Below are 20608 nucleotides of genomic sequence, written 5' to 3' on the forward strand. Positions count from 1 at the left end.
CTGTCTGTTGCGCCGGCTCAGTTCTTGGCGGGAATGCGAGCGACCATGCGCAGCGAGGTGGTCAATTCCTCCATCTGCAGCCAGGGGCGCATCCAGGCCACGGCATTGTAGGAGCCGGGCTTGCCCGGAACCTCCTGGACCGTCACCTTGGCATCGCGCAGCGGGTAGCGGGCCCTCGTCTCCTCGCCGGCCTCGTCATTGGCGTTGACGTAGTTGGAGATCCAGCGGTTGAGCCAGGCTTCGCAATCCTTGGCTTCCATGAAGGAGCCGATCTTGTCGCGGCCCATCACCTTGAGGTAGTGGGCAAAGCGCGAGGTCGCCATCATATAGGGCAGGCGGGCCGAGACGGCGGCGTTGGCATTCGCCTCGGGCCGGTCGTAGAGCTTGGGCTTGTGCGCGGTCTGGGCACCGAAGAACACGGCGTAGTCGGTGTTCTTGTAGTGGCACAGCGGCAGGAAGCCGAGCTTGCCGAGTTCGGCGTCGCGCCGGTCGGTGATGCCGACCTCGGTGGGGCATTTGAGATCGAGGTCACCGTCGTCGCTGGAGAAGATGTGCATCGGCAGGTTCTCGACCTTGCCACCATTTTCGGCGCCGCGGATGGCGGTGCACCAGCCGAATTTGGCAAAGGCCTCGGTCAGGCGCGTGCCCATCACATAGGCGGCGTTCATCCAGCAATAATTGTCGTGCGGGAGTTCGCCGGTCTTGGAATCGCCGGTCTCGTCATAGCCGAATTCGTCGATGGGATGCGTCTTCGGTCCATAGGGCATGCGGGCGAGCACGCGTGGCAGGGCCAGGGTGACGAAGCGCGAATCGTCGCTTTCGCGCAGCGAACGCCACTTGGCATATTCCACCGTCTCGAAGATCTTCTCCAGATCGCGCGGGCGAGCCAGGTCGCGATAATCCTCGAAGCCGAACATGCGCGGGCTCGCGGCCGAGATGAAGGGCGCGAAGGCGGCCGCTGCGATCGAGGACAGGCCCTGCAGCAGCTGGACGTCGTCGAAGGAATTGTCGAACTCGTAATCGCCGATGATCGCACCCATCGGCTCGCCGCCGGGCGTACCGAACTCGTCCTCATAGATCGACTTGAACAGGCGCGACTGGTCGAACTCGACCGCCTTGGACAGGTCCCTGGCGAGATCGCGCTTGGAGGCGTTCAGCACCCGGATCTTCAGATTGACGCTGGTCTCGGAGTTCTTCACCAGATAGTTCAGGCCACGCCAGGCGCCCTCGAGCTTGGTGAATTCGGGCGACTGCATGATCGTCGCGAGCTGGCGAGAGATCGTCTTGTCGATGGCGGCGATGGCGTTGTTGAGCGTCACCGTGAGGTTGCGGTCATAGACCACCGTGCCCTTGAGGGCCTGGTCGGTCAGGGTGCGCAGCAGGTCCTGGGCGCGGTCCGGCTCGGTCTGGCGGGTGGCCGACACCACCTTGGAGAGCAGGTTCTCTTCCGCAGTCGTTTCGATGACGACATCGCGCTTGGCTTGGGTCTTGGCATTCATGGCTCGATCCTCGTGTCGCTGCGGCGTCAGTTCGCCGAGCCGTCCTTCTTGTTGCCGCCGAGTTCACCGACCAGCTGCTTGATGTCGGACTGGTTCTGCAGGATGTTCTCGAGCAGCCGTTCCAGGTCCTCGGAGCGGTCGGCCTTGCTCATCAGGTCGCGCAGCTGGTTGCGGGCGTCGAGCAGGGCCTTGAGCGCCGGCACCTGATTGACGATCGCGCCAGGCTCGAAATCTTCCATGCTCTCGAATTTGAGATTGACGGCGAGGTCGGTACCGTCATCGGCCAGGGTGTTCTCGACCGCGATGTTGAGGCCGGGCGTCATGCGGCGCATGACGTCGTCGAAATTGTCGCGGTCGATCTGCACGAACTTGCGTTCGCCGAACGGCTTCAGCGGCTGGGTGGGGTTGCCGGAGAAGTCGCCGAGCACGCCGACGACGAAAGGCAGTTCCTTGACCACCATCGCCCCTTCGGTTTCGACCTCGTACTTGATGTGGACCCGGGGCTTGCGCACCCTTTCGAGCTTGGCGTGAACGCTTTCCATCTTGGTCTTCCTGTCTGTGCCAAGGGCACGTTGGTAAAATTGGGCACGTTGATAAAATTAGGCCGCAGATAAATTTCTTGCGTCGTTCGGAACGGGAAACGGCCAGGGCGACGAGGGCTTCAATGCGCCCGGCGCCGAAGGGTCTCTCAATTGTCCCGTTTTTCGGTCTTGGCCTGGATCCCGGCCGCGGTCAGGACGGCGTTGCGCGCCTGCGCCTCGGGAAGGAGCTCGGCCAGCAGTTCGGAAAAATCCATGCGTCCTCTGCGCACCAATGTTTCGATGGCTAAGGAAATCGGCGAGTGCGGTTCCGTCCGCCGGAAATGGCGGGCAACGGCGAGCAGGATCTCGAAAGCCTCCTCACGCGAGCCGATGCTGCCGGGAACGAGGGGACGCGGCGCCGACGCTGCCGGAGCGGGATCGGTGGCGTTGCCCATCGGTATTTCCGTGGTGGCTGGCGTGGCATCGCCTTCCTCCGTGCCGAGGCCAGTGAGGTCCCGGATGGCGGCGGCGACTTCCTGCAGGACGTTGCGGGTGTTCGAGCTTGGCGGCGCCCGGTCTCCGCAGCGTTCGGTCAGTACCGTCGCCAGCTTGGCAAAGGAATCGATGCAGTCGTTCACTACGGCCAGATGGGAAGCCATGGCGGCCATTCCCGCTTCCGTGGCCGCCTCGTGCAGGAGGTCGCGGCGCTCGGTTTCTCCAGCCCGCTGGGCGAGCTGGTAGTCCCACAGCGAATGCTGGGCGAAACTGCCATTGGGAACCAGCGAGGTCAGGCGAATCGCTTGGATCAGGGACCCTTCGCTATTGACGCCATTGAGGCCGGCAAGAGGAGCCAGTCGTTCCTCGATATCGTCGTCGCCGATGGAGTGCAGCTCCTCCCAGTAATTGTCCAAAAGCGACATCATGGCGGTGAAGCTGTCGCGCAGGCCCTCGAAACCGCGCAATCTGAGCTGCGCCTCGGCAAGCCAGGCAAGGATCTCGATATCCTTGCTGTTGGACGACAAGATCTGAAGACCTAGCTCATTGACCTCATGCCAGGCCGGCGTAAGCCGAATATTGTCGTTCGGAGACGCACTTCTCTCGACGCTTCGAGCAGCATTGCGAGCGTCCTTAATCCGATAATACTTTTCCTGATATTTGGGAGCTACCCTAATATTCTCTCCGCAAGGGCTATCCTGCCCAAGTGGAGAGATAATCTCCCTTAAATCCATCAGCACAGCGGCCCCAAGCTTTAAACTCCTGACACATCCCGATGGCAGTCTGCTTCCAAAGGCTCAAGCATTCTGTTTCCAAAGGTACAGTAATGTCAATGCCACACCCCGTATGATGAATGAATGACGGTATATGGTATTACCTTACAGTTTTCCAATTGATGAAGAATCATATGAATCACGTCGCGCAAATGTCATCAAAATGTCATGTACTATCGTACCGCAGTTATGGTGGTAGACTCACAGTGGTGTACCGGTATCTTGGCTTTTGTAATAATAGCTCTATAGACGGAAAATAGGAATCCTGCTTAACTCAATTGACGTTACGGCGCACTTGCGCATGAGCAGAAAAACCTACGTGGAATTCGTGGATGCCGAATATCGATCTCAACCAACTTGTCAGGATGTTGGGACCGGAGCTTCGTGTCGCTCTTGAGACAGCCGCCTCCATTGCCGTGCGCAACGCAAACCCTACTGTGGAAGTGGCGCATTGGCTGAGCGGGCTCGTCCAGGCGTCCGGTCTGGTGGCGCGATTTGAACAGGCGGGGATCGGCGTCGAGGCACTCAGGCGTGAGCTCGATCTTGCTATCGCCGACCTGTCGCGGGACAGTCAGGCGCAGCTGACCTTGTCGCAGAATGTGCTGGCACTCGCCCGTGAGGCGTGGCTGGTGGCTTCGCTGCAGTTCGGGCGCAACCGCGTCGAGTTCGGCGATCTCCTGGTGGCGCTCGCCACCGAGCAGAGCCTTCGCATCGTGGCGAGGGCCACGGCCCCGAGCCTGCGGGACATCGACCTCAAGGCCGTCGAAGCAGCGCTCGCCGACCTCAAGGCGGCAGATGTGGACCAGGCACCGGCAGGCACGCCGCCGACCGCCGGGGTGACCGGCGAGAGCGATTTCCTGCGGCTTTACACCCAGGACATGACGGCGGACGCGCGTTCCGGCCGTATTGACCCGGTGATCGGGCGTGACCGTGAGCTGCGCCAGGTCGTCGACGTCCTGATGCGCCGCCGGCAAAACAACCCGATCCTGGTGGGCGAGGCCGGAGTCGGCAAGACGGCCATCGCCGAGGCGCTGGCCCTGGAGATCGCGGCCGGCAATGTGCCGGCCATGCTGAAGGACGTCCGCCTGCTGTCGCTCGATCTCAGTCTCCTGCAGGCGGGGGCCGGTGTGAAGGGCGAGTTCGAGCGCCGGCTGCATGGCGTGGTCGATGCGGTCAAGGCCTCGTCCGTGCCGATCATCCTGTTCATCGATGAGGCGCACAGCCTGATCGGAGCCGGCGGCCAGGCCGGGCAGGGCGATGCCGCCAACATTCTCAAGCCTTCGCTGGCGCGTGGCGAACTGCGTACCATCGCAGCCACGACCTGGGGCGAATATAAGCGTTTCATCGAGCGCGATGCGGCCCTGACACGGCGGTTCCAGACGGTAAAGGTCGATGAACCCGACGAAGAAACCGCGATCCGCATGCTCCGCGGCGTCGCCGGCGCTTTCCGGTCCCACCACAAAGTGCGCATTCGCGACGAGGCTCTGGCTGCCGCGGTACGGCTGTCGGCGCGCTACATTCCGGCCCGGCAGTTGCCCGACAAGGCGATCAGCCTGATCGACACGGCGGCGGCGGCGGTATCGTTGGGCCGCCAGGCGGTGCCCGAGGCGATTCGCACCCTGCGGGGCGAGCGTGAATTGCTCGAGGTCGAAACGGCTTGGCTCGCCAAGGAGCCCGAGAGCGCCGAGGGCCTGGAACGGCAAGGCTGGATAGCCACGAGGCTGGCGGCCATCGCCGACGAGATCGAGGCGCTCGAAGCTCGTTTCGAGGCCGAAGCCCGCCTGGTGGAGGAGGCCGATCGGCTGGAGGCGATCCTGTCGGGCGAGGACGAGGCGGGCGAGCCGTCATCGTCAGGGGGCGAGGAGGGCAATGTCGCGCCTTTCCCCGAGCAGCCCGGCACCCGCGAAAGTGCCCGTGCCGCGCTGGCCGAGGCCGAAGGGAGCCTGGCCGCACTCACCGGCGAGACGCCTCTGTTGCCGCGCGCCGTCGATCGCGAGGTGATCGCGGCCCTGGTGGCGCGCTGGACCGGCATTCCCGTCGGCAAGCTGCTGACCGACCAGGTCGAGACGGTCAAGACGCTGGAAGCGCGCCTGAAGGAGCGGGTCATCGGCCAGGACGGTGCCGTCGGCCGGGTCGCTTCGGCGATGCGTACGGCCAGAGCCGGGCTCAATGATCCGCGCCGCCCGCCCGCCGTGTTCCTGTTCGTCGGCATGTCCGGCACCGGCAAGACCGAGACGGCGCTGGCGCTTGCCGACCTGCTCTATGGCGGCAGCCAGTATCTGACCACCATCAACATGTCGGAATTCAAGGAGGAGCATAAGATCTCCATGCTCCTCGGCTCGCCCCCCGGCTATGTCGGCTATGGCGAGGGCGGGGTGCTGACCGAGGCCATCAGGCGCCGGCCCTATGGCGTGCTGCTGCTCGACGAGATCGACAAGGCCCATCCCGGCGTCCAGGAGATCTTCTACCAGGTCTTCGACAAGGGCACGCTGCGCGACGGCGAAGGCCGCGACATCGATTTCAAGAACACCACCATCGTGATGACGGCCAATACCGGCTCGGAATTGCTGGCCACGCTGGCGGCCGATCCCGATACCATGCCGGAAGGCGAGGCGCTGGAGGGACTGCTGCTCGGCGAGTTGCAGAAGCAGTTCAAGCCCGCCTTCCTCGGCCGCACCACCATCCTGCCCTTCATGCCGCTCGGCCGGGAGGCGCTGTCGGGCATCGTCGACATCCAGCTCGGGCGCATCCGGGACCGCGTCGCGGCGAGCTATGGCAGCGAGGTGGCGTTGCTGGCCCCCGCGCGCGAGGCCCTGGTCGCCCGCGCCGGCACCAGCGAGATGGGGGCGCGTGCCATCGAGGCGATGATCGCGCGCGAACTCCTGCCGGATCTGTCCACCTTTTTCCTCGATCAGGTCACCGCCGGAACCAAGGCGGGGCGGATCGAGATCGGATTTGACGGCGACCGTTTCAGCATTGCCGCTGAGCCGGCGGCCGCCAAGGAATTCGCCAGGCCGAGGAAACGGCCGGCGGATAAAGCAGCCTCGAATGGCAAGAAGGCTCATTCGGATGCGGTACGACCCAGAAAGGCGCGAGCGCCTTGACCTGTCTTAAGCCGATTCAACTTCGAACAGGAGAGAAGTAGTATGCCGATTTATCTGCAGCTCGATGGTATCCAGGGCGACGCCACCCAGGAACAGCACAAGAAGTGGATGGATATCGAAGCCATTCACTGGAACGTTTCGCGCAACATGAACACCTCGGCGGGTTCGGCCGCCAACCGCGAAGCCTCCGAGCCGACGATTTCGGAAGTGATCCTGACCAAGGTCAGCGATTCCTCCTCCACCCGGCTGTTCCAGGAAGCCTGCTCGGGCCGCACGGGCAAGACGGCGGTGATCCATCTGGTGTCCACCGGCAGCCCCGGCAACACCTATATCGAATACACGCTGACCAACACGCTGCTCGCCAATTATTCGGTCGATTCGAACGGTGACCGCCCGGTCGAGACGATCCGGCTCAACTTCACCAAGATGCAGGTGAAGTACACCCCCTACAACGAGGACAACACCTCCGGTTCGCCGACGATCGCCACCTACGATCTGGCCACGACGAAGGCTGCCTAAGTACCTCGGGCATGATGACGGGGCGCCGCCGATCCGGCGGCGCCTCGGACCTTTCGACGGCTTTCCGGTCCGGTTCCGGATGGGCCTTCCAGCCATATCGAACGACAATCGCAAGGGAGTGGCATGGTCGATTTCAGCGTTTCCTCTGCAAGGCTCAGCGTAAGGCCGCTGGTTCCGGCCGACGTACCGCCCATTGCCCGCATGGGCCGGGCCCCCAACCTCGATTACTTCGCCTATGCCCCTGGGCCGCGCGAAGCCGGCGGCAGGGCCGCCACGGTCGGGGCGGCCGCGGCCTTGTTCCGCCAGGGTTCCGAATTGCTCAACGAATATTCGCTGACCTATGCGCTGCGGACCTGGCTGAAGAACAACGATCAGCCGATCTCCCGGGCGATGGACGCCAAGGGCCACACCGTCTTCGTGATGCAGGTGACCTATTCGCTGGCGCAGGGCGCCGATACCCGCGCCTTCATGTGGCGCAGCGCCTATTTTCTCGAATCGGCCCGCAGCCGCGCCGAGCTGGAGCCGACCTTGGCCAGGCTGGTGCAGGGGCCATGGATCGGCCCGACGCCGCCGAACCGCTCGATCAGCTATGTGACGGTCTATCTCCTGGGAGAGCGGATCAGCCACTGAGCATCGACTTCGCATGCGGCGCCGGCGCCAGGCCGGGGGCTGCGATCGAAACGGGCAGGCCCGCGGTGAGGCGAACTCGCCACCGCCGCCGGCCAGATGATACGGGGACAGGCATTCGATGGACGGCGACGCCAGCTCAGCATCCTATATCCAGGCCGAACGCATCCTGCGCATCGAGACGCCGCTGGGCGCCGACGTGCTGCTGCCCGAGCGCGTGGAGATGCGCGAGGCGGTGAACGACTTGTTCACGCTTCATGTCGCGGTACGCTCCAAGAAGACCGACATCAAGCCGAACGAGATCGTCGGCAAGCTGGTCGACGTCTCGCTCGAACTCGGCCAAGGCGAGCGGCGCACCTGGAACGGGCTGGTGGTGCGCCTGGTGGAAGGGCCGCCGGTGACGCGGGGCATGCGTTCCTATCAGCTCGAGATCCGGCCCCAGCATTGGCTGATGAGCCAGCGTTCGGACTGCCGCATCTGGCAGGACAAGACCTCGCTCGACGTCGCCCGCACGCTGCTTTCCGAGCACAAATTGCAGGCGCCGGTGACCTCGGGCGTCATCCCCGAACCCAAGCCCCAACACTATTCGGTGCAGTATAACGAGACGGATATCGCCTATCTCCTGCGCCGCCTGGAGGAAGACGGCCTGTTCTTCTGGTTCGAGCATGAGGGCGGCTCGGCAGGCTCGGTCGCCGCCAAGCATGTCATGCACATCGCCTCGCATGTCTCGGGCTATACCAGCGGGCCCGAGACCGATGTGCGCCTCGCCATGGGCTCGAGCGACCGCAACCACCTCACCAAGTTCGAGCGCAGCTTCACCTATGTGCCCGGCAAACGCTCGGCGGGGGACTGGAACTTCCTCACCCCCGGCTCCGTGCCCTCGGGCGAGACGCCGAGCCTGGTGTCGCTGCCGGGCAACGAGGCCTATGAGCTCTATGAATACCCGATGGTTGGCGGCTACGGCTCGGACAGTGCCTCGGAAGGCATCGCCAATGACCGGGTGGAGCGCCAGTCCAAGCTGAGGATGCAGGCGGCCGAGGCTGATTACGAGCGCATCGAGGGCGCTTCCTCCATCCGCACGCTTTCGCCCGGCCGGCGCTTCAAGCCCTATGACGTCGCCAATCCCGGCAATGCCTATGAGGAGCACGTCACCTTCCAGATCGTGCATGTGGCGCGCGACCGCTCCTACGAGACCAATGAGGGCGAGCCGGAATATTCCAACCGCTTCATCGCCTTGCCGAGCCGGGTGCCGGCGACGCCCCACCGCTCGACGCAGCGCCCGCGCATCGACGGCACCGACATTGCCATCATCGCCGGCCCGCCGGGCGAGGAGATCCATCCCGACAAATATGGCCGGGTGAAGGTGTGGTTCCCCTGGGACCGCCGCGCCAAGAAGGACGGCACCGACACCTGTTGGATCCGGGTGGCGCAGAACTGGGGCGGCGGCAATTGGGGCGGCCAGATCATCCCGCGCGTGGGTATGGAAGCGATCGTTTCCTATCTCGGCGGCGACCCCGACCGGCCGATCATCACCGCGCTGGTGCCCAATGCCAGCCAGCAGGTGCCCTACCAACTGCCCGAGCACAAGACCAAGAGCATCTTCCGCTCCAACACCTACAAATCCAAGGACCCGACCAAGTTCAACGAATTCTCCTTCGAGGACGCGCCGGGCCAGGAGAATTTCCACCTGCATGCCCAGAAGGATATGACGAGCAAGGTGCTCAACAACCAGATCCACACGGTGGATGCCAGCGCCCTGCATTCCTATGGCCAGCAGCACCAGCTCACCGTGGGCGCCAACATGAACCACCAGGTCGGCGGTGGGCTCAACCAGGTGGTGGGCGCCACCACCGGCATGGGCGCGGCCGCCCTGCTGGCGCCGCTCGCTGGGCTGATGGGCCAGAGCGCGGGCATGCTGCAGCAGGCCATGGCGATCGCGGCGCAGGCGGCTGCGAGCCAGCCGGGCAGTGCCGCCTCGAAGACCGCTGGCGCGGCGGCTTCGGCGGTGACGCAGGCGGCGCTGGGTGGGCTGGGGGGCGGATTCGGTTCCGGAGGCGGCGCTCCCGCGGCGGGGGGAAGCGGCGGCGAAGCATCACCCGGCGGCATCCTCTCCACCCCGCCTTTCGCGCCGCCAGCCGATGCCGGCGGGCAGGGCGGTATTGCCGGGGGAATTGCCGGCTCCCTGATGAACAACGTGCTCGGCGTCGCCTCAGGCCTCTTCGACCAGGGCCTGAAGGCCGCGGCGAATGTCGCCCCCCAGGCCTTGTTCCAGGCCGGCGGCGCCCCGATGGCGGCGGCCGGTACAGCCGCTCTCGGCACGCTGGGGGGGCTGCTGGGCGGAGGGGTGCTCAGCCAGACCATCGGGCGGATGCAGGTCAAGAATGTGGGGGTGGCGAGTTCGGAGCAGATCGGGACGGCGAAGGTGTCGACTGTGGGGCAGGTGTCGATAGAGAAAGTCGGCCATACCAAGCGGGTAAGGGTCGGTGAAGAGCTTCTTGTCGAAGTTGGCGGAAATGACGGGAAGGAACCCAAATCTGTATTTCTAATGAAGTCTGACGGCACAATTCTAATCAAAGGCATACGCATCTACGTTGAGGGTGATACGCACATTCAACTTATTACACCTATGCAAGACAACAATTGAAAGGATGGAGATGAGACGATGAGGAATGGTTTTCGCGACTTGGAGGGATATGCCGTTACCTACGTATTCGGTTGCCAGTTATCTTCTGCTGTCGCCACGAAAACCAAACCGTCCACGTGTGTGATACCCACAATCAATCACGAGAACTGACCATGCCCAAGCTCGTCAATCACACACCTTATCCCAATTTTCGCTATTACAGCGCGGACAATCAAAATCGCGACTTTGGGGTCATCATCGTCAAAGCGACCTATGAACTTGCCCCTTCCGGTCGTTTACTCATTGCTGAAGAGCAGGCACCACTGGTGTTCACCGATCTGACGCACGGCGCTTTGAATATCTCATCCCTGTGGCATCCCTCGGATATGGTGCCGAACAAGCCCGCGACGGATATCATCGTCAACGCGACCGCACATGCGCCGGGCAACAGGCCCACGCCGTCTTGGTTCTGCGGAATGAAAATCACGAATGGAGAGCGGCTCCTCCTCGACAAGCAATTGCGTGTCACCGGCCCACGTTGGTGGGAGCCGATCTGGCGGGGACCGATGCGGGATAGTGCTAAATCCAATTGGCGCGCATATCGGGAATATTTTCTTGAATGGCGGCTCACTGAACCCGCGCCGATTACGCAATTGCCGCTCCGGTATGAATATGCCTACGGTGGTGAAATCGCCGCTGGCACAGATGAGGCCGGTAATGCACTCTTTGATACAGACGCGCGCAACCCAATCGGTCGTGGCAAGCTCGACCGGGAATGGACCGATCACACAGAGGAAGTGCCCGCACCACAGATTGAAGATTCGAAGGCACCGATTACCGAGCCTTACACGGCCTATGTGCCCCAGAATCTAGGGCCAATTCCACCGGCCTGGGAGCCACGCTATCCCCTAGGCGGAACTTACGATCAGAACTGGATCGACAATATTTGGCCTAAATGGCCAGTGGATTATGATTTCGCCTATCACAATTCTGCGCATCCCGATTTGATCGTCAGGCCATATCTGAAGGGCGGCGAGCGGGTAACACTCACCGGACTAGCGATGGGACGGGAGACCTTGGCCTTCAATCTGCCGAGCGAAAGCATATTCGTCGATTTCGTCAGTGAAGATGGTAGTGACAATCGCCAGGATATGGTGCTCGATACGGTGTTTCTCGATATCGACGCCGAATCTTGGCGCGACTGGCGTGTATTCCTGTCATGGCGGGTAAATTTCGAGCCGCAGGTCTATGAAGCAGCCATTATCCAACGTGTGATCAAAGCAGTTTCAGCCTCTGATCTGCGTAGAAGCCTCCGAGAAAGGAGCGCGGCATGAGCCAAGCTAGGGTTTCAGCGCGCAAATGCGCTTCAAACGTCATCGCTTCAAAAGGGCCGGACGTGTGCCTGACACCAGTAGGAAGCGGAGTGAGGCCCGTTGCCTATTCCTCGATGGTGACGCTCGACAAGGCGGTCCGCTATTCGAAATCGGTACGTGACAACGGAAAGTTTGATTGCCAACTGAATACTGCCGTTCCGGGAGTAACTGGGCACGAACCAGGTACCGAACGCGGTGTCGTTAGCCCGGGTTATAAGGGTTACGCGCTCGTAAATATTGCTTCGACCTTCGTCTATTCGGAGGGGTTTGCGACCTGGGCGCACATGCAGGAAGCCTGGATCAATCGGCCTGATGCTGGACCGCGGGAGCCTCAAAAGAGCGAAGCGGAGAAATTAATCCCTTCGTTTGGTAGAGGTGTTGAGTAATATATTCGTGATTTCATAATTTTTGACCTGGGTTTCGATAAATATAAGCTAATGCATGTAAGGATGTCTTATGGCTGACGATGGTTCTGTTCCTTCTCCGTCTACCAATACTCCTACGCCTGCCGAAAAGTCACCGTTTGAAGATGATCTCAAAGTATTGAGAGGGCGATATAATGTCAGGACCAAGGAGAGGCAAATTCTTGGGCAATGCATTGCTACTCGAGACGCGAACGGAAACGCTCTGTGTTTGGTAGACGCTACCGCTAAAACAACGGTTTTTTCACGAAAATTATCAGACAAGGCGAAAGAGGGAATTGAAAATAACCCATCAGAGTTGGAGCACAAGCAAAAAGCTTTAAACGAAGCGGTAGATACAATAGAATTCTACAGAAAATTTGGATATGATCATAACTATCCTCCACAAGAAATAGCAAGAAGCATACGACCTTCTATCGCGAATTATAATAGAATTCAAAATGGTGGCGAGGCTATAACAATAGCCGATACACCGATGGCCTTTCTGTCGAAGTTTGGGTCTACGGTGAAGGACATTGGAAAGGGAACGCTTCAAGGTGCTTTCATAGATACTCCCAAGGGGATATATTATGTTTTTACTGAACCTGGTAATGTAGTAAAAGCAATAAAAGATACCGTGACGCATCCGGGGGATGCACTGGAAACCGCTGCTCTCAATGCGGACGAAAGCGCTGCGCAGGGGACAGGCGCCGTTGATTTGGGGCGGATGTATGGAGGGGTAGCGGCAGGAGAAGGGCTTGGGCTCGCCACGAAAACGATAGTGGGTAAATTCGCTCCTCTTGTGGGCGAGCCGGTTTCGGTTGCCACTGGCGAATATCTGGAGACTTGGAGGGATTTTCTTATTCCCGCAAGCCTCTCTCTTGATGGCTCGCGCTATATGGGGATGAAGCTCGGCCTGCCGACCCGGTATACGAGTCCGTTGGGACCCTGCCAAATCTCGGCATTTGATGAAATCTTTTCCAATCCGGCGCGCGGTGAACTGATGTTTCATTGCGCGGACGGTAAACGGATCCGCTTCGAGAGGCCATTCGGCTTCTTGCCCTCGGTTAATTCAGCCTGCCCGCATCTGGAACTGAAAGCGCCCTGGCTGAAGTTGCTTGAACTTCGCGACGGGCGGCTTACGAAACATTTCCGGCAATATGGCGACGGCTTCTATCGGCTCGACAAGATCGTGGAAATGAACGGGTTCGAGCTGGTGCTCGCCCGGGATGCCGAGACCGGTGTATTGAACCGGATTGAGGGGCCGGATGGCCTCGCGCTTGTTTTCGAGAACGATGTCAAAGGGCGGCGGCTCGCCATAACACTGATTGGCACCGATGGTGTGTCGCAGACGCTGGTTCGGTATGCCTATGATCATAAGGGCCGCATGGTCTCGGCTGACTGTATGTTCGGCATGTCGGTGCGTTACGAGTGGCAAGCACATGCAGATCTGGTCGCGCGTTGGCATAACCAAACTCGACGTTCCGAGACGACTTTCACCTATGATGCTGAGGGGCGCGTTATCCACACGGCCACCAACGGCATCTGGAACGATGACCGCTTTTATTATGACGGAGAGCACCGGCAGACAACCTATCTGCCGGCAGGCGATGAGGCTCAAGCACAGCGCTTCGACTATGACACAAATGCAAATATTACCGCTGAGATCGACGCGTTGGGCGGGAAGGTGACGCATCGTTACGACGGCAACGGCTTTCGGATTTCGACCATTAATCCACTGGGGCATGAGACGGTAACACGGTACGATGCTCGTGGGCGGGTGAAGGAGGCAGTGGACGCCGAGGGGCGAGTGAGTACCTACTTCTGGGGCGATTATGACGAGTTATTCATGGTCGCGGACGGCGAGGGCAACAAGAAGCGGTACGAGCACGACGATCATGCCAATGTGATTTGTGAAACGGATTCGGAAGGTCATACGACGAGGTTTGAGCGCGACGAACGCGGGCGCCTCACCAAAACGATCTTTGCCGATGGAACTGAGGAAACTCGCGCCTATGACGAATACGGCCGCCTCGCGCAGATCCGCGACGCCAAGGGCGGGCTGACGCGCTTTGGTTATGACGCCTTCGGGCGGATGGTGGAACGGGTGGACGCGCTCGGCGGCGTCACCAGGCTCGACTACGAAGCCGGTGCCGGCGGCTTTGCCACGCCGACACGGCTGACGCGGCCGGATGGGGTGAGCATCGGCCGGCGCTTCGATGCCGAGGGCTCGCTCGCTTCGGTGAGCGATGGCGAGGGGCGACAATGGCATTATCGCTTCGGAGCCTTCGAGGTGCTGGAGGCGATCACCGATCCCAAGGGCGGCGAACTCTCTTTCGGCTATGACAGTGAGGGACGCCTCATCGCCGTGACCAACGCGATGGGGCGGGTCTATGCCCTCAACCGCGACGTCGTGGGCCGGGTGATCGAGGAGGAGGATTTCGACGGGCGGGTGACACGCTACCGGCGCGATGCCGGCGGGCGGGTGATCGAGGCGATCAAGCCCGATGGCGGGCGGCTGGTCTATGGCTACGACAGGACAGACAGGGTCATCCGTATCGAAACCTTCGCCCCGAAGGCCAAGCCCGAAGACGTTCCCCAGGACGTGACGCGGTTCTGGTATGACGGGTGCGGCCTGGTGATCAAGGCCGAGAACGGCGCCTCCTTGGTCGAGTATGAACGAGACAAGAATGGCGCCATCGTCGCCGAGACGGTGAACGGACGGCGGGTCGAGGTGAAGCTCGATGCGATGGGCCGGCGGACTGAGCGCCGGCTCGTGACGCTGAGGGCCGATGAGCCGGGCGAAAGCCTGGTCAGGTACAGTCATGATCCGCTGGGCCTGATCGAGAACCTGACCATCGACGGTCATGCGCCGCTGTCCTTCCAGCATGACGCGCTGGGGCGGGAGGCACGGCGTTCCAGCCCTGCCGGCTTCCAACTGACGAGCCGGCACGACGCGGTAGGCCAGCTGATCGAGCAGACCGGTGGTGGTGATCCGGCTGAGCACCTACGCCAGGCGGCGTTCGGCGAGGCTTTCTCCCGAAGCGCAAGCCCAATCCCTGGGCGTGACCCGGGGATCGAGCGCCGCTATCGCTGGGACCGCGCCAACTCGCCGCTCGCCATCCTCGATGGGCTGTGGGGCGAGACCAGCTACGAATACGACGCCAATGGCCAGGTGGTGGCGACCAAGGCAGGCGAGGGCACCGGCGACGAACTGCGCGAGCGTTTCGAATATGACGCGGCACGCAATCTCGTCGGCACGGCGGCGGCCGGCGCCGATAAGTTGCACGGCTTCGGCGAGGCGCTCGGCAAGCTAACGGCCTGGAGCAACACGCCGGGCGGCGTGGTGCGGATCGCTCGTGGCCCGCGCGGGGAACGGCTCGCCCTGAGCCATGATGCCTGTGGGCGGGTGACCGAACGTAAGGTCGAGCGCAACGGCTTCCGGCCCAAGGTCTGGCGCTACGAGTGGGATGGGCATGACCGGTTGGTGAAGTGCATTACGCCGGAGGGAGACATCTGGCGCTATGGCTACGACCCGTTCGGGCGGCGGGTGTGGAAAGTGCGGGAACTCACCCAGGCTGAGGCAAGAAGCCATGCAGGCCGCTACCCGGACCTGATCGCCGCCAATCGCGTAACGCCGGACTATGCCAGCAGCCTGCTGCCGCCGCCTTCCGAGTGCCGGGGTGGCCTGCCCGGGCAGTCAGACGATGATAGGGAGAAGCCGCCGATCATCGGTGTTGCCTACAGTTGGGATGGCGATGTCGTCGCGGAAGAAGCGCCACTGCGGCTCGATGGCGCCATCGACTGGCATCGAGCCACGCGTTGGCATTACGAGCCGGGCAGTTTCCGGCCTCTGGCCAAGCAGGAGCCACCGCAACGCGTACAACGCCCGGATGGAAACTGGCAGGAAGACGCCGGCAGACTGCTTTACCTGGTCACCGATCATCTCGGTATGCCGAGAGAAATGATCGATGAGCGCGGCAAGGTGCAGTGGGCGGCGAGCTACACAACCTGGGGTCTTATACGCGGAGTCAGGGTTGCAGCATCTCAAGCGGAAAACGACGACTATGCGAATAACTATTTACCCCAAGGCGGCACAGTTCGCCGCGCTTTCGGCAATCTGGCGTTAAAAGCAGTATCTGAAGATACATTCCAAGCCTGCATCTGCCCAATCCGTTTTCAAGGACAATGGCAAGACGAGGAAACTGGGCTATATTATAATCGACATAGGTATTATGACCCTTTTGTTGGGCAATATACCGGTCCTGATGCTATCGGATTAGAGGGAGGAGATCGACCACACGGATATGTAACTAGGCCACTATCGTGGGTGGATGCCTTGGGGTTGTCAGCCGAGGCTCCTCTGTATCGAGTGATACGTCCGGACGAAAATCCGGATGTGGGTCTGGTAGCAAGAAATCCAAATGCAGCATACACGCCAACTGGGCATGTATTAAACGGCAGTAAACCAGGATGGGCTTCACAATTTATTTCTACAACCAAAGATCTTGATGTAGCTCGGAAGTGGGCTGAAAAAACAGGAAATAGAATTATAGCGATTCAGCCTTCCAAGATTCAAGGCATAATAATTGATACTACCCAACCTGGTGTCATGAAAGGGGTTACAGCAAAGAACTTCGCGAATTCGTCGCAAGAGGTTTTAATACAAGGCGTAATTCCAAGAGAGGCTATAAGTGCCATAAAATAAGTAGTATTCCTTAGATCAAAATAGGAGGTTAGGAAAACATGGAATCGGAAGTAAAAATATTGGACTTTATGAATAAAATTCGCTATGGGGAGATATTTAGCGATCAAGAATTTGTCGATTTTTCAGAAGATTTGATAAGTTTATTAAAATCTTCACTTAACGGCAGGTTGATTGATAGGGAGGTCGCGAGTCTTTTGGTCGACATCGCTCTGGTATTTAGTTCGTCGGAGGGAAGCTTTCAGAATAATATTGATTTTTATAGAGTGGCATATGAAAGGTGGATTTTATTATCGGACGAAATTCGTGAGATTTTATTGCCTTAGGCATAGGCTGTAGATAATTTAAATACTATTGAATTTGATCACGTTTTTGCTAATAATTCCTCTCTTAAATTTATCAGCATATTGCCGAGGACGTTTTTACCTTTCCCGTTCTTACCACTCCCCCAGAAATAATCGAACATCGAGCTTTCAATTAAAAATTTTGGGTATGTGTCGATAAGTTTTTTTCTTAGTATTGGATCCGAGAATTTTGCTTTTAGCGCGGTCTCCATTATAGAAATTCGACGAATATCCCAATCATCATGTATAGCATACTTTCTAGATTTTCCTAAGATTTTGGCTTCTTTTGCCGACGGGGCTAATCGAATGGTGTTTTGATAATCTTTATCTAAAAATTTCATAGATTGAAAATAATGTTCTACAGTTAACCAAATTTTATCTTCCAAGCAAATATTACATTCATAGAAATTAGACAGCCAATTATATTCTTTGCTTTTTGAGTTAAATTTTATCTCATTCTCAAGCATCGTGACACTCTCATATGAAGTTATTATATTCCAACTTAGCAAAATATGTCGTTCTTGGATAGTAAGTTAGGATAAAATCCTATTATTTATTTTTGGAATGTAGGCCTAAATAGTTAGGAGATCGACGAAACGCGATATAAATCCTGGCCAGAAGTGTACGGCACCCGAATTTATGTCAGCCAACGCTCATTATCGGATTCGCTGCAGTATACAACCAATTTTTCTGTACATTAAATAATTTCATAATGCAGAAATTTGCTCTTGCGTTATCTCGGCTCCGACAGTTCGCTCCACCCCCTCCCCAAATCACCCCACTTCCCCTATTCCCCTGCCTCGCGCATGATGGCGTGCGCCTTTCCGGTGCCCATCATGCCAGCAGGGAAACAACCATGCCGAACCACCCTTCCGATGCCATCAGTGCCTTCGGGCCGGATTTCCCGTTTGCCTATGACGCGTGGCTGGCCCATCCGGCCGGGCTCGGCGCCGTGCCGGCCGACAAGCATGGCAAGCGGGTCGCCATCATCGGGGCGGGCGCGGCCGGGCTGGTAGCCGGCTATGAGCTGATGCGCCTCGGTCTCAGGCCCGTGCTCTATGAATCGGCGCGGCTCGGCGGGCGGCTGCGCTCGCAGCGTTTCGAGGGCACGGACGGCATCATCGCCGAGCTCGGCGGCATGCGTTTCCCGATCTCCTCGCGCGGCTTTTATCACTATGTCGACAAGCTCGGCCTGGAGACGCGGCCCTTTCCCAATCCGCTCACGCCGGCGGCCGGCTCCACCGTGATCGACCTGGAGGGCGAGACCCTCTATGCCCGCACGCTGGACGATCTGCCGCCGCTCTACAGGGAGGTCGCCGACGCCTATCACCAGGCCCTGGAAGAGGGGGCGCAGTTCTCCGCGCTACAGGCGGCGATGCGGGCACGCGATGCCAAGCGCATCAAGGAGATCTGGGATCCGATCGTGCGCGATTGGGACGAGCGCACCTTCTACGATTTCGTGGTGTCGTCCCAGGCCTTCCGCAAGCTCTCCTTCCGCCATCGCGAGGTGTTCGGGCAGGTCGGCTTCGGCACCGGCGGCTGGGATTCGGATTTCCCCAATTCGATGCTGGAGATTTTGCGCGTCAATCTCGGTGCCTTCGACGACGAGCAGCGCTATGTCGTCGGCGGGGTCGAGCAGGTGGCGCAGGGCCTGTGGCAGAAGGCGCCGGACAAGCTCGCGCATTGGCCCGCCGGCACCACGCTGGCCGGGCTCAATGCCGGCGCCACCAAAGGGCGGGCCCAGGCCATCGCCCATAATCGCAAGGGCGGTTTTGCCGTGATCGACCAATGGGGCAACCGCGACGATTATGATGCCGTGGTCGTCACCTGCCAGAGCCATCTGCTCACCACCTCGATCGCCGCCGAGGAGAACCTGTTCGACCAGAAGCTGTGGATGGCGCTCGACCGCACCCGCTACATGCAGGCGGCCAAGACCTTCATCATGGTCGACCGCCCGTTCTGGAAGGACAAGGATCCGGCCACCGGCCGCGACGTGCTGTCGATGACGTTGACCGACCGCATCACCCGCGGCACCTATCTGTTCGACAATGGCGAGGGCAAGCCGGGCGTGATCTGCCTGTCCTATTCCTGGATGACGGATGCGCTGAAGGTGCTGCCGCTGCCGGCCGAGCGGCGGGTGGAGCTCGCCCTTTCGGCTCTCGGCAAGATCTATCCCGGGCTCGACATCGCCAGCCATATCATCGGTTCTCCAATCTGCGTGAGCTGGGAGGCGGACGAGAACTTTCTCGGCGCCTTCAAGGGGGCGCTGCCGGGGCATTACCGCTACAATCATCGCATGTACGGTCATTTCATGCAGGCAGACCTGCCGGAGACCCAGCGCGGCATCTTCATGGCCGGCGACGGCGTGAGCTGGACGCCGGCCTGGGTCGAGGGCGCCGTGCAGACGGCGCTCAATGCTGTGTGGGGCGTGATGACCCATCTCGGCGGGCGCTCTCCGGCTGAAAATCCCGGCCCCGGCGATCTCTATCCCACACTGAAGCCGGTCGATCTCGGGGATTGAGGAGAGAGGCTGCCGGCAGGGTGCGTTCCCCTGCGCCAGCCTGGCTGGAACGGGCGATCGAACCACGGTGTGCCGACCTCCGGATCGGCATCTTTTTGGGCCGGCCATGCCATTTCCCGGAGGAAGACGAAGAAACGTTCTGGAACGCCGATCGGGAGATCGGCACACCAGGCTATTCCTCCCGGAAAAACCCGGCGATGCGCTCGCGCAGCCATTGATGGGCGGGATCGCCCTGGCGACGCGGATGCCAGATCTGGGTGAAGGGCACGGCAGGCAGGGCGAACGGGGGCTCGAACAGGCAAAGGCCGTCGGCCTCGATCGAGGGCGGCAGGATGCCGAGCGCCACGGTGAGGATGATGTCCGTGCCGGCGATCAGGCGCGGCGCCACCCCCCAATGCGACAGGGTGAGGCAGATCCGCCGCTTGTGGCCAAGCGCGGCGAGCGTGCGGTCGATCTCGTTCTCGACATCGGCGCGCAGCGCTACCAGCGCATGTGGGCGGGCGAGATAGGAAGCAAGGTCGAGCCCGCCGGAGGGCGGCAGGCCCGCCCCATCGGCGAGGCAGACATAGCGGTCCTCGAACAGGAGGACGCGGGCCAACTGCTCGCCGAGATCGGGAAACACGCCGAAGGCAATGTCGATTTCTCCATCGAGGATCTGGGCCGCCATCGCCTCCCGGCTCGCCTGGGTGACGAGGAGGTTGCAGCGCGGTGCCTCAGCCTGCAGCAGCGGCACGAGCTTCGACAGCAGCACGACGGTGCCATAGTCCGACATCGCCAGCCGGAAGGTGCGCTGCTCGCTCGAAGGATCGAAGCCGGCCGGGGCCAGCAGATGGCGCATGCGGTCGAGCGCCTCGCTCAGATGAGGCTGGATCTCGAGCGCCCGCGCCGTCGGCCTGAGGCTGCCGCCCTGGCGCGTCAGCAGGGGATCGTCGAGCAGTAGGCGCAGCCGCGCCAGGGCATGGCTGACGGCCGGCTGGCTCTTGTTCAGACGCAAGGCCGCGCGCGAGACATGGCGCTCCGCCAGCAGGGCCTCGAGCACGGTGAGCAGGTTGAGGTCGATGCCGGCAAGATTATTCATATGCTGCATAATAGGGATAGGAAAT

14 protein-coding genes are annotated in these 20608 nt (G+C 60.4%); 9 read left to right on the forward strand and 5 right to left on the reverse strand.

Annotated features, from left to right (window positions below):
* Positions 1-17 precede the first annotated feature (17 nt).
* The 3 genes from tssC to tssA all read right to left on the reverse strand — a co-directional run bounded on the left by tssC (position 18) and on the right by tssA (position 3249).
* Positions 18-1499, reverse strand: a complete 1482-nt coding sequence (gene tssC, locus BA190_RS14925; protein ID WP_068288616.1) for a type VI secretion system contractile sheath large subunit — start codon at positions 1497-1499, stop codon at positions 18-20.
* A gap of 26 nt (positions 1500-1525) precedes the next feature.
* Positions 1526-2041 carry a type VI secretion system contractile sheath small subunit gene (gene tssB / locus BA190_RS14930; protein ID WP_068288619.1) on the reverse strand — a complete coding sequence of 172 codons (516 nt, stop codon included), beginning with the start codon at positions 2039-2041 and terminating at the stop codon, positions 1526-1528.
* A gap of 146 nt (positions 2042-2187) precedes the next feature.
* Positions 2188-3249, reverse strand: a complete 1062-nt coding sequence (tssA, locus tag BA190_RS14935) for a type VI secretion system protein TssA (RefSeq protein ID WP_082979748.1) — start codon at positions 3247-3249, stop codon at positions 2188-2190.
* A 371-nt stretch (positions 3250-3620) separates the two neighbouring features.
* On the opposite strand from tssA, the gene tssH reads away from it, so the two are divergent.
* The 8 genes from tssH (at position 3621) to BA190_RS14970 (ending at position 16966) form a co-directional block, all read left to right on the forward strand.
* On the forward strand, positions 3621-6392 hold the full coding sequence (tssH, locus tag BA190_RS14940; RefSeq protein ID WP_068288621.1) for a type VI secretion system ATPase TssH: 2772 nt from the start codon (positions 3621-3623) through the stop codon (positions 6390-6392).
* Between the two features lie 42 nt (positions 6393-6434).
* Positions 6435-6911 carry a type VI secretion system tube protein Hcp gene (locus BA190_RS14945; protein WP_068288623.1) on the forward strand — a complete coding sequence of 159 codons (477 nt, stop codon included), beginning with the start codon at positions 6435-6437 and terminating at the stop codon, positions 6909-6911.
* A 123-nt stretch (positions 6912-7034) separates the two neighbouring features.
* Positions 7035-7541 (forward strand): hypothetical protein, encoded by a 507-nt coding sequence (locus BA190_RS14950; protein ID WP_068288627.1) that lies wholly within the window; start codon positions 7035-7037, stop codon positions 7539-7541.
* 118 nt (positions 7542-7659) lie between these two features.
* Positions 7660-10182: a type VI secretion system tip protein TssI/VgrG gene (tssI, locus tag BA190_RS14955; RefSeq protein ID WP_068288630.1), complete on the forward strand. Its 2523-nt coding sequence runs from the start codon at positions 7660-7662 to the stop codon at positions 10180-10182.
* Between the two features lie 152 nt (positions 10183-10334).
* On the forward strand, positions 10335-11495 hold the full coding sequence (locus BA190_RS14960; RefSeq protein WP_068288632.1) for a DUF2169 domain-containing protein: 1161 nt from the start codon (positions 10335-10337) through the stop codon (positions 11493-11495).
* The gene (locus BA190_RS35250; RefSeq protein WP_082979749.1) at positions 11492-11920 is read left to right on the forward strand and encodes a PAAR-like domain-containing protein; all 429 of its coding nucleotides are present in this window, start codon (positions 11492-11494) and stop codon (positions 11918-11920) included. The genes BA190_RS14960 and BA190_RS35250 overlap by 4 nt, the downstream gene beginning before the upstream one ends.
* A gap of 247 nt (positions 11921-12167) precedes the next feature.
* On the forward strand, positions 12168-16643 hold the full coding sequence (locus tag BA190_RS14965) for an RHS repeat-associated core domain-containing protein (RefSeq protein ID WP_162275112.1): 4476 nt from the start codon (positions 12168-12170) through the stop codon (positions 16641-16643).
* Positions 16644-16681: 38 nt separating this feature from the next.
* Positions 16682-16966 (forward strand): hypothetical protein, encoded by a 285-nt coding sequence (locus tag BA190_RS14970; RefSeq protein ID WP_068288638.1) that lies wholly within the window; start codon positions 16682-16684, stop codon positions 16964-16966.
* 38 nt (positions 16967-17004) lie between these two features.
* Here BA190_RS14970 and BA190_RS35255 read toward each other — a convergent pair whose 3' ends face one another.
* Positions 17005-17451, reverse strand: a complete 447-nt coding sequence (locus BA190_RS35255; RefSeq protein WP_082979751.1) for an NADAR family protein — start codon at positions 17449-17451, stop codon at positions 17005-17007.
* A 389-nt stretch (positions 17452-17840) separates the two neighbouring features.
* On the opposite strand from BA190_RS35255, the gene BA190_RS14975 reads away from it, so the two are divergent.
* Entirely contained in the window at positions 17841-19505 is a 1665-nt protein-coding gene (locus tag BA190_RS14975) for an NAD(P)/FAD-dependent oxidoreductase (RefSeq protein ID WP_068288641.1), read from the forward strand.
* Positions 19506-19677: 172 nt separating this feature from the next.
* Here BA190_RS14975 and BA190_RS14980 read toward each other — a convergent pair whose 3' ends face one another.
* The gene (locus BA190_RS14980; RefSeq protein WP_068288868.1) at positions 19678-20583 is read right to left on the reverse strand and encodes a LysR family transcriptional regulator; all 906 of its coding nucleotides are present in this window, start codon (positions 20581-20583) and stop codon (positions 19678-19680) included.
* Positions 20584-20608: the final 25 nt, after the last annotated feature.

It is taken from the genome of Labrys sp. WJW (assembly GCF_001676615.1).
GTDB lineage: Bacteria > Pseudomonadota > Alphaproteobacteria > Rhizobiales > Labraceae > Labrys > Labrys sedimenti.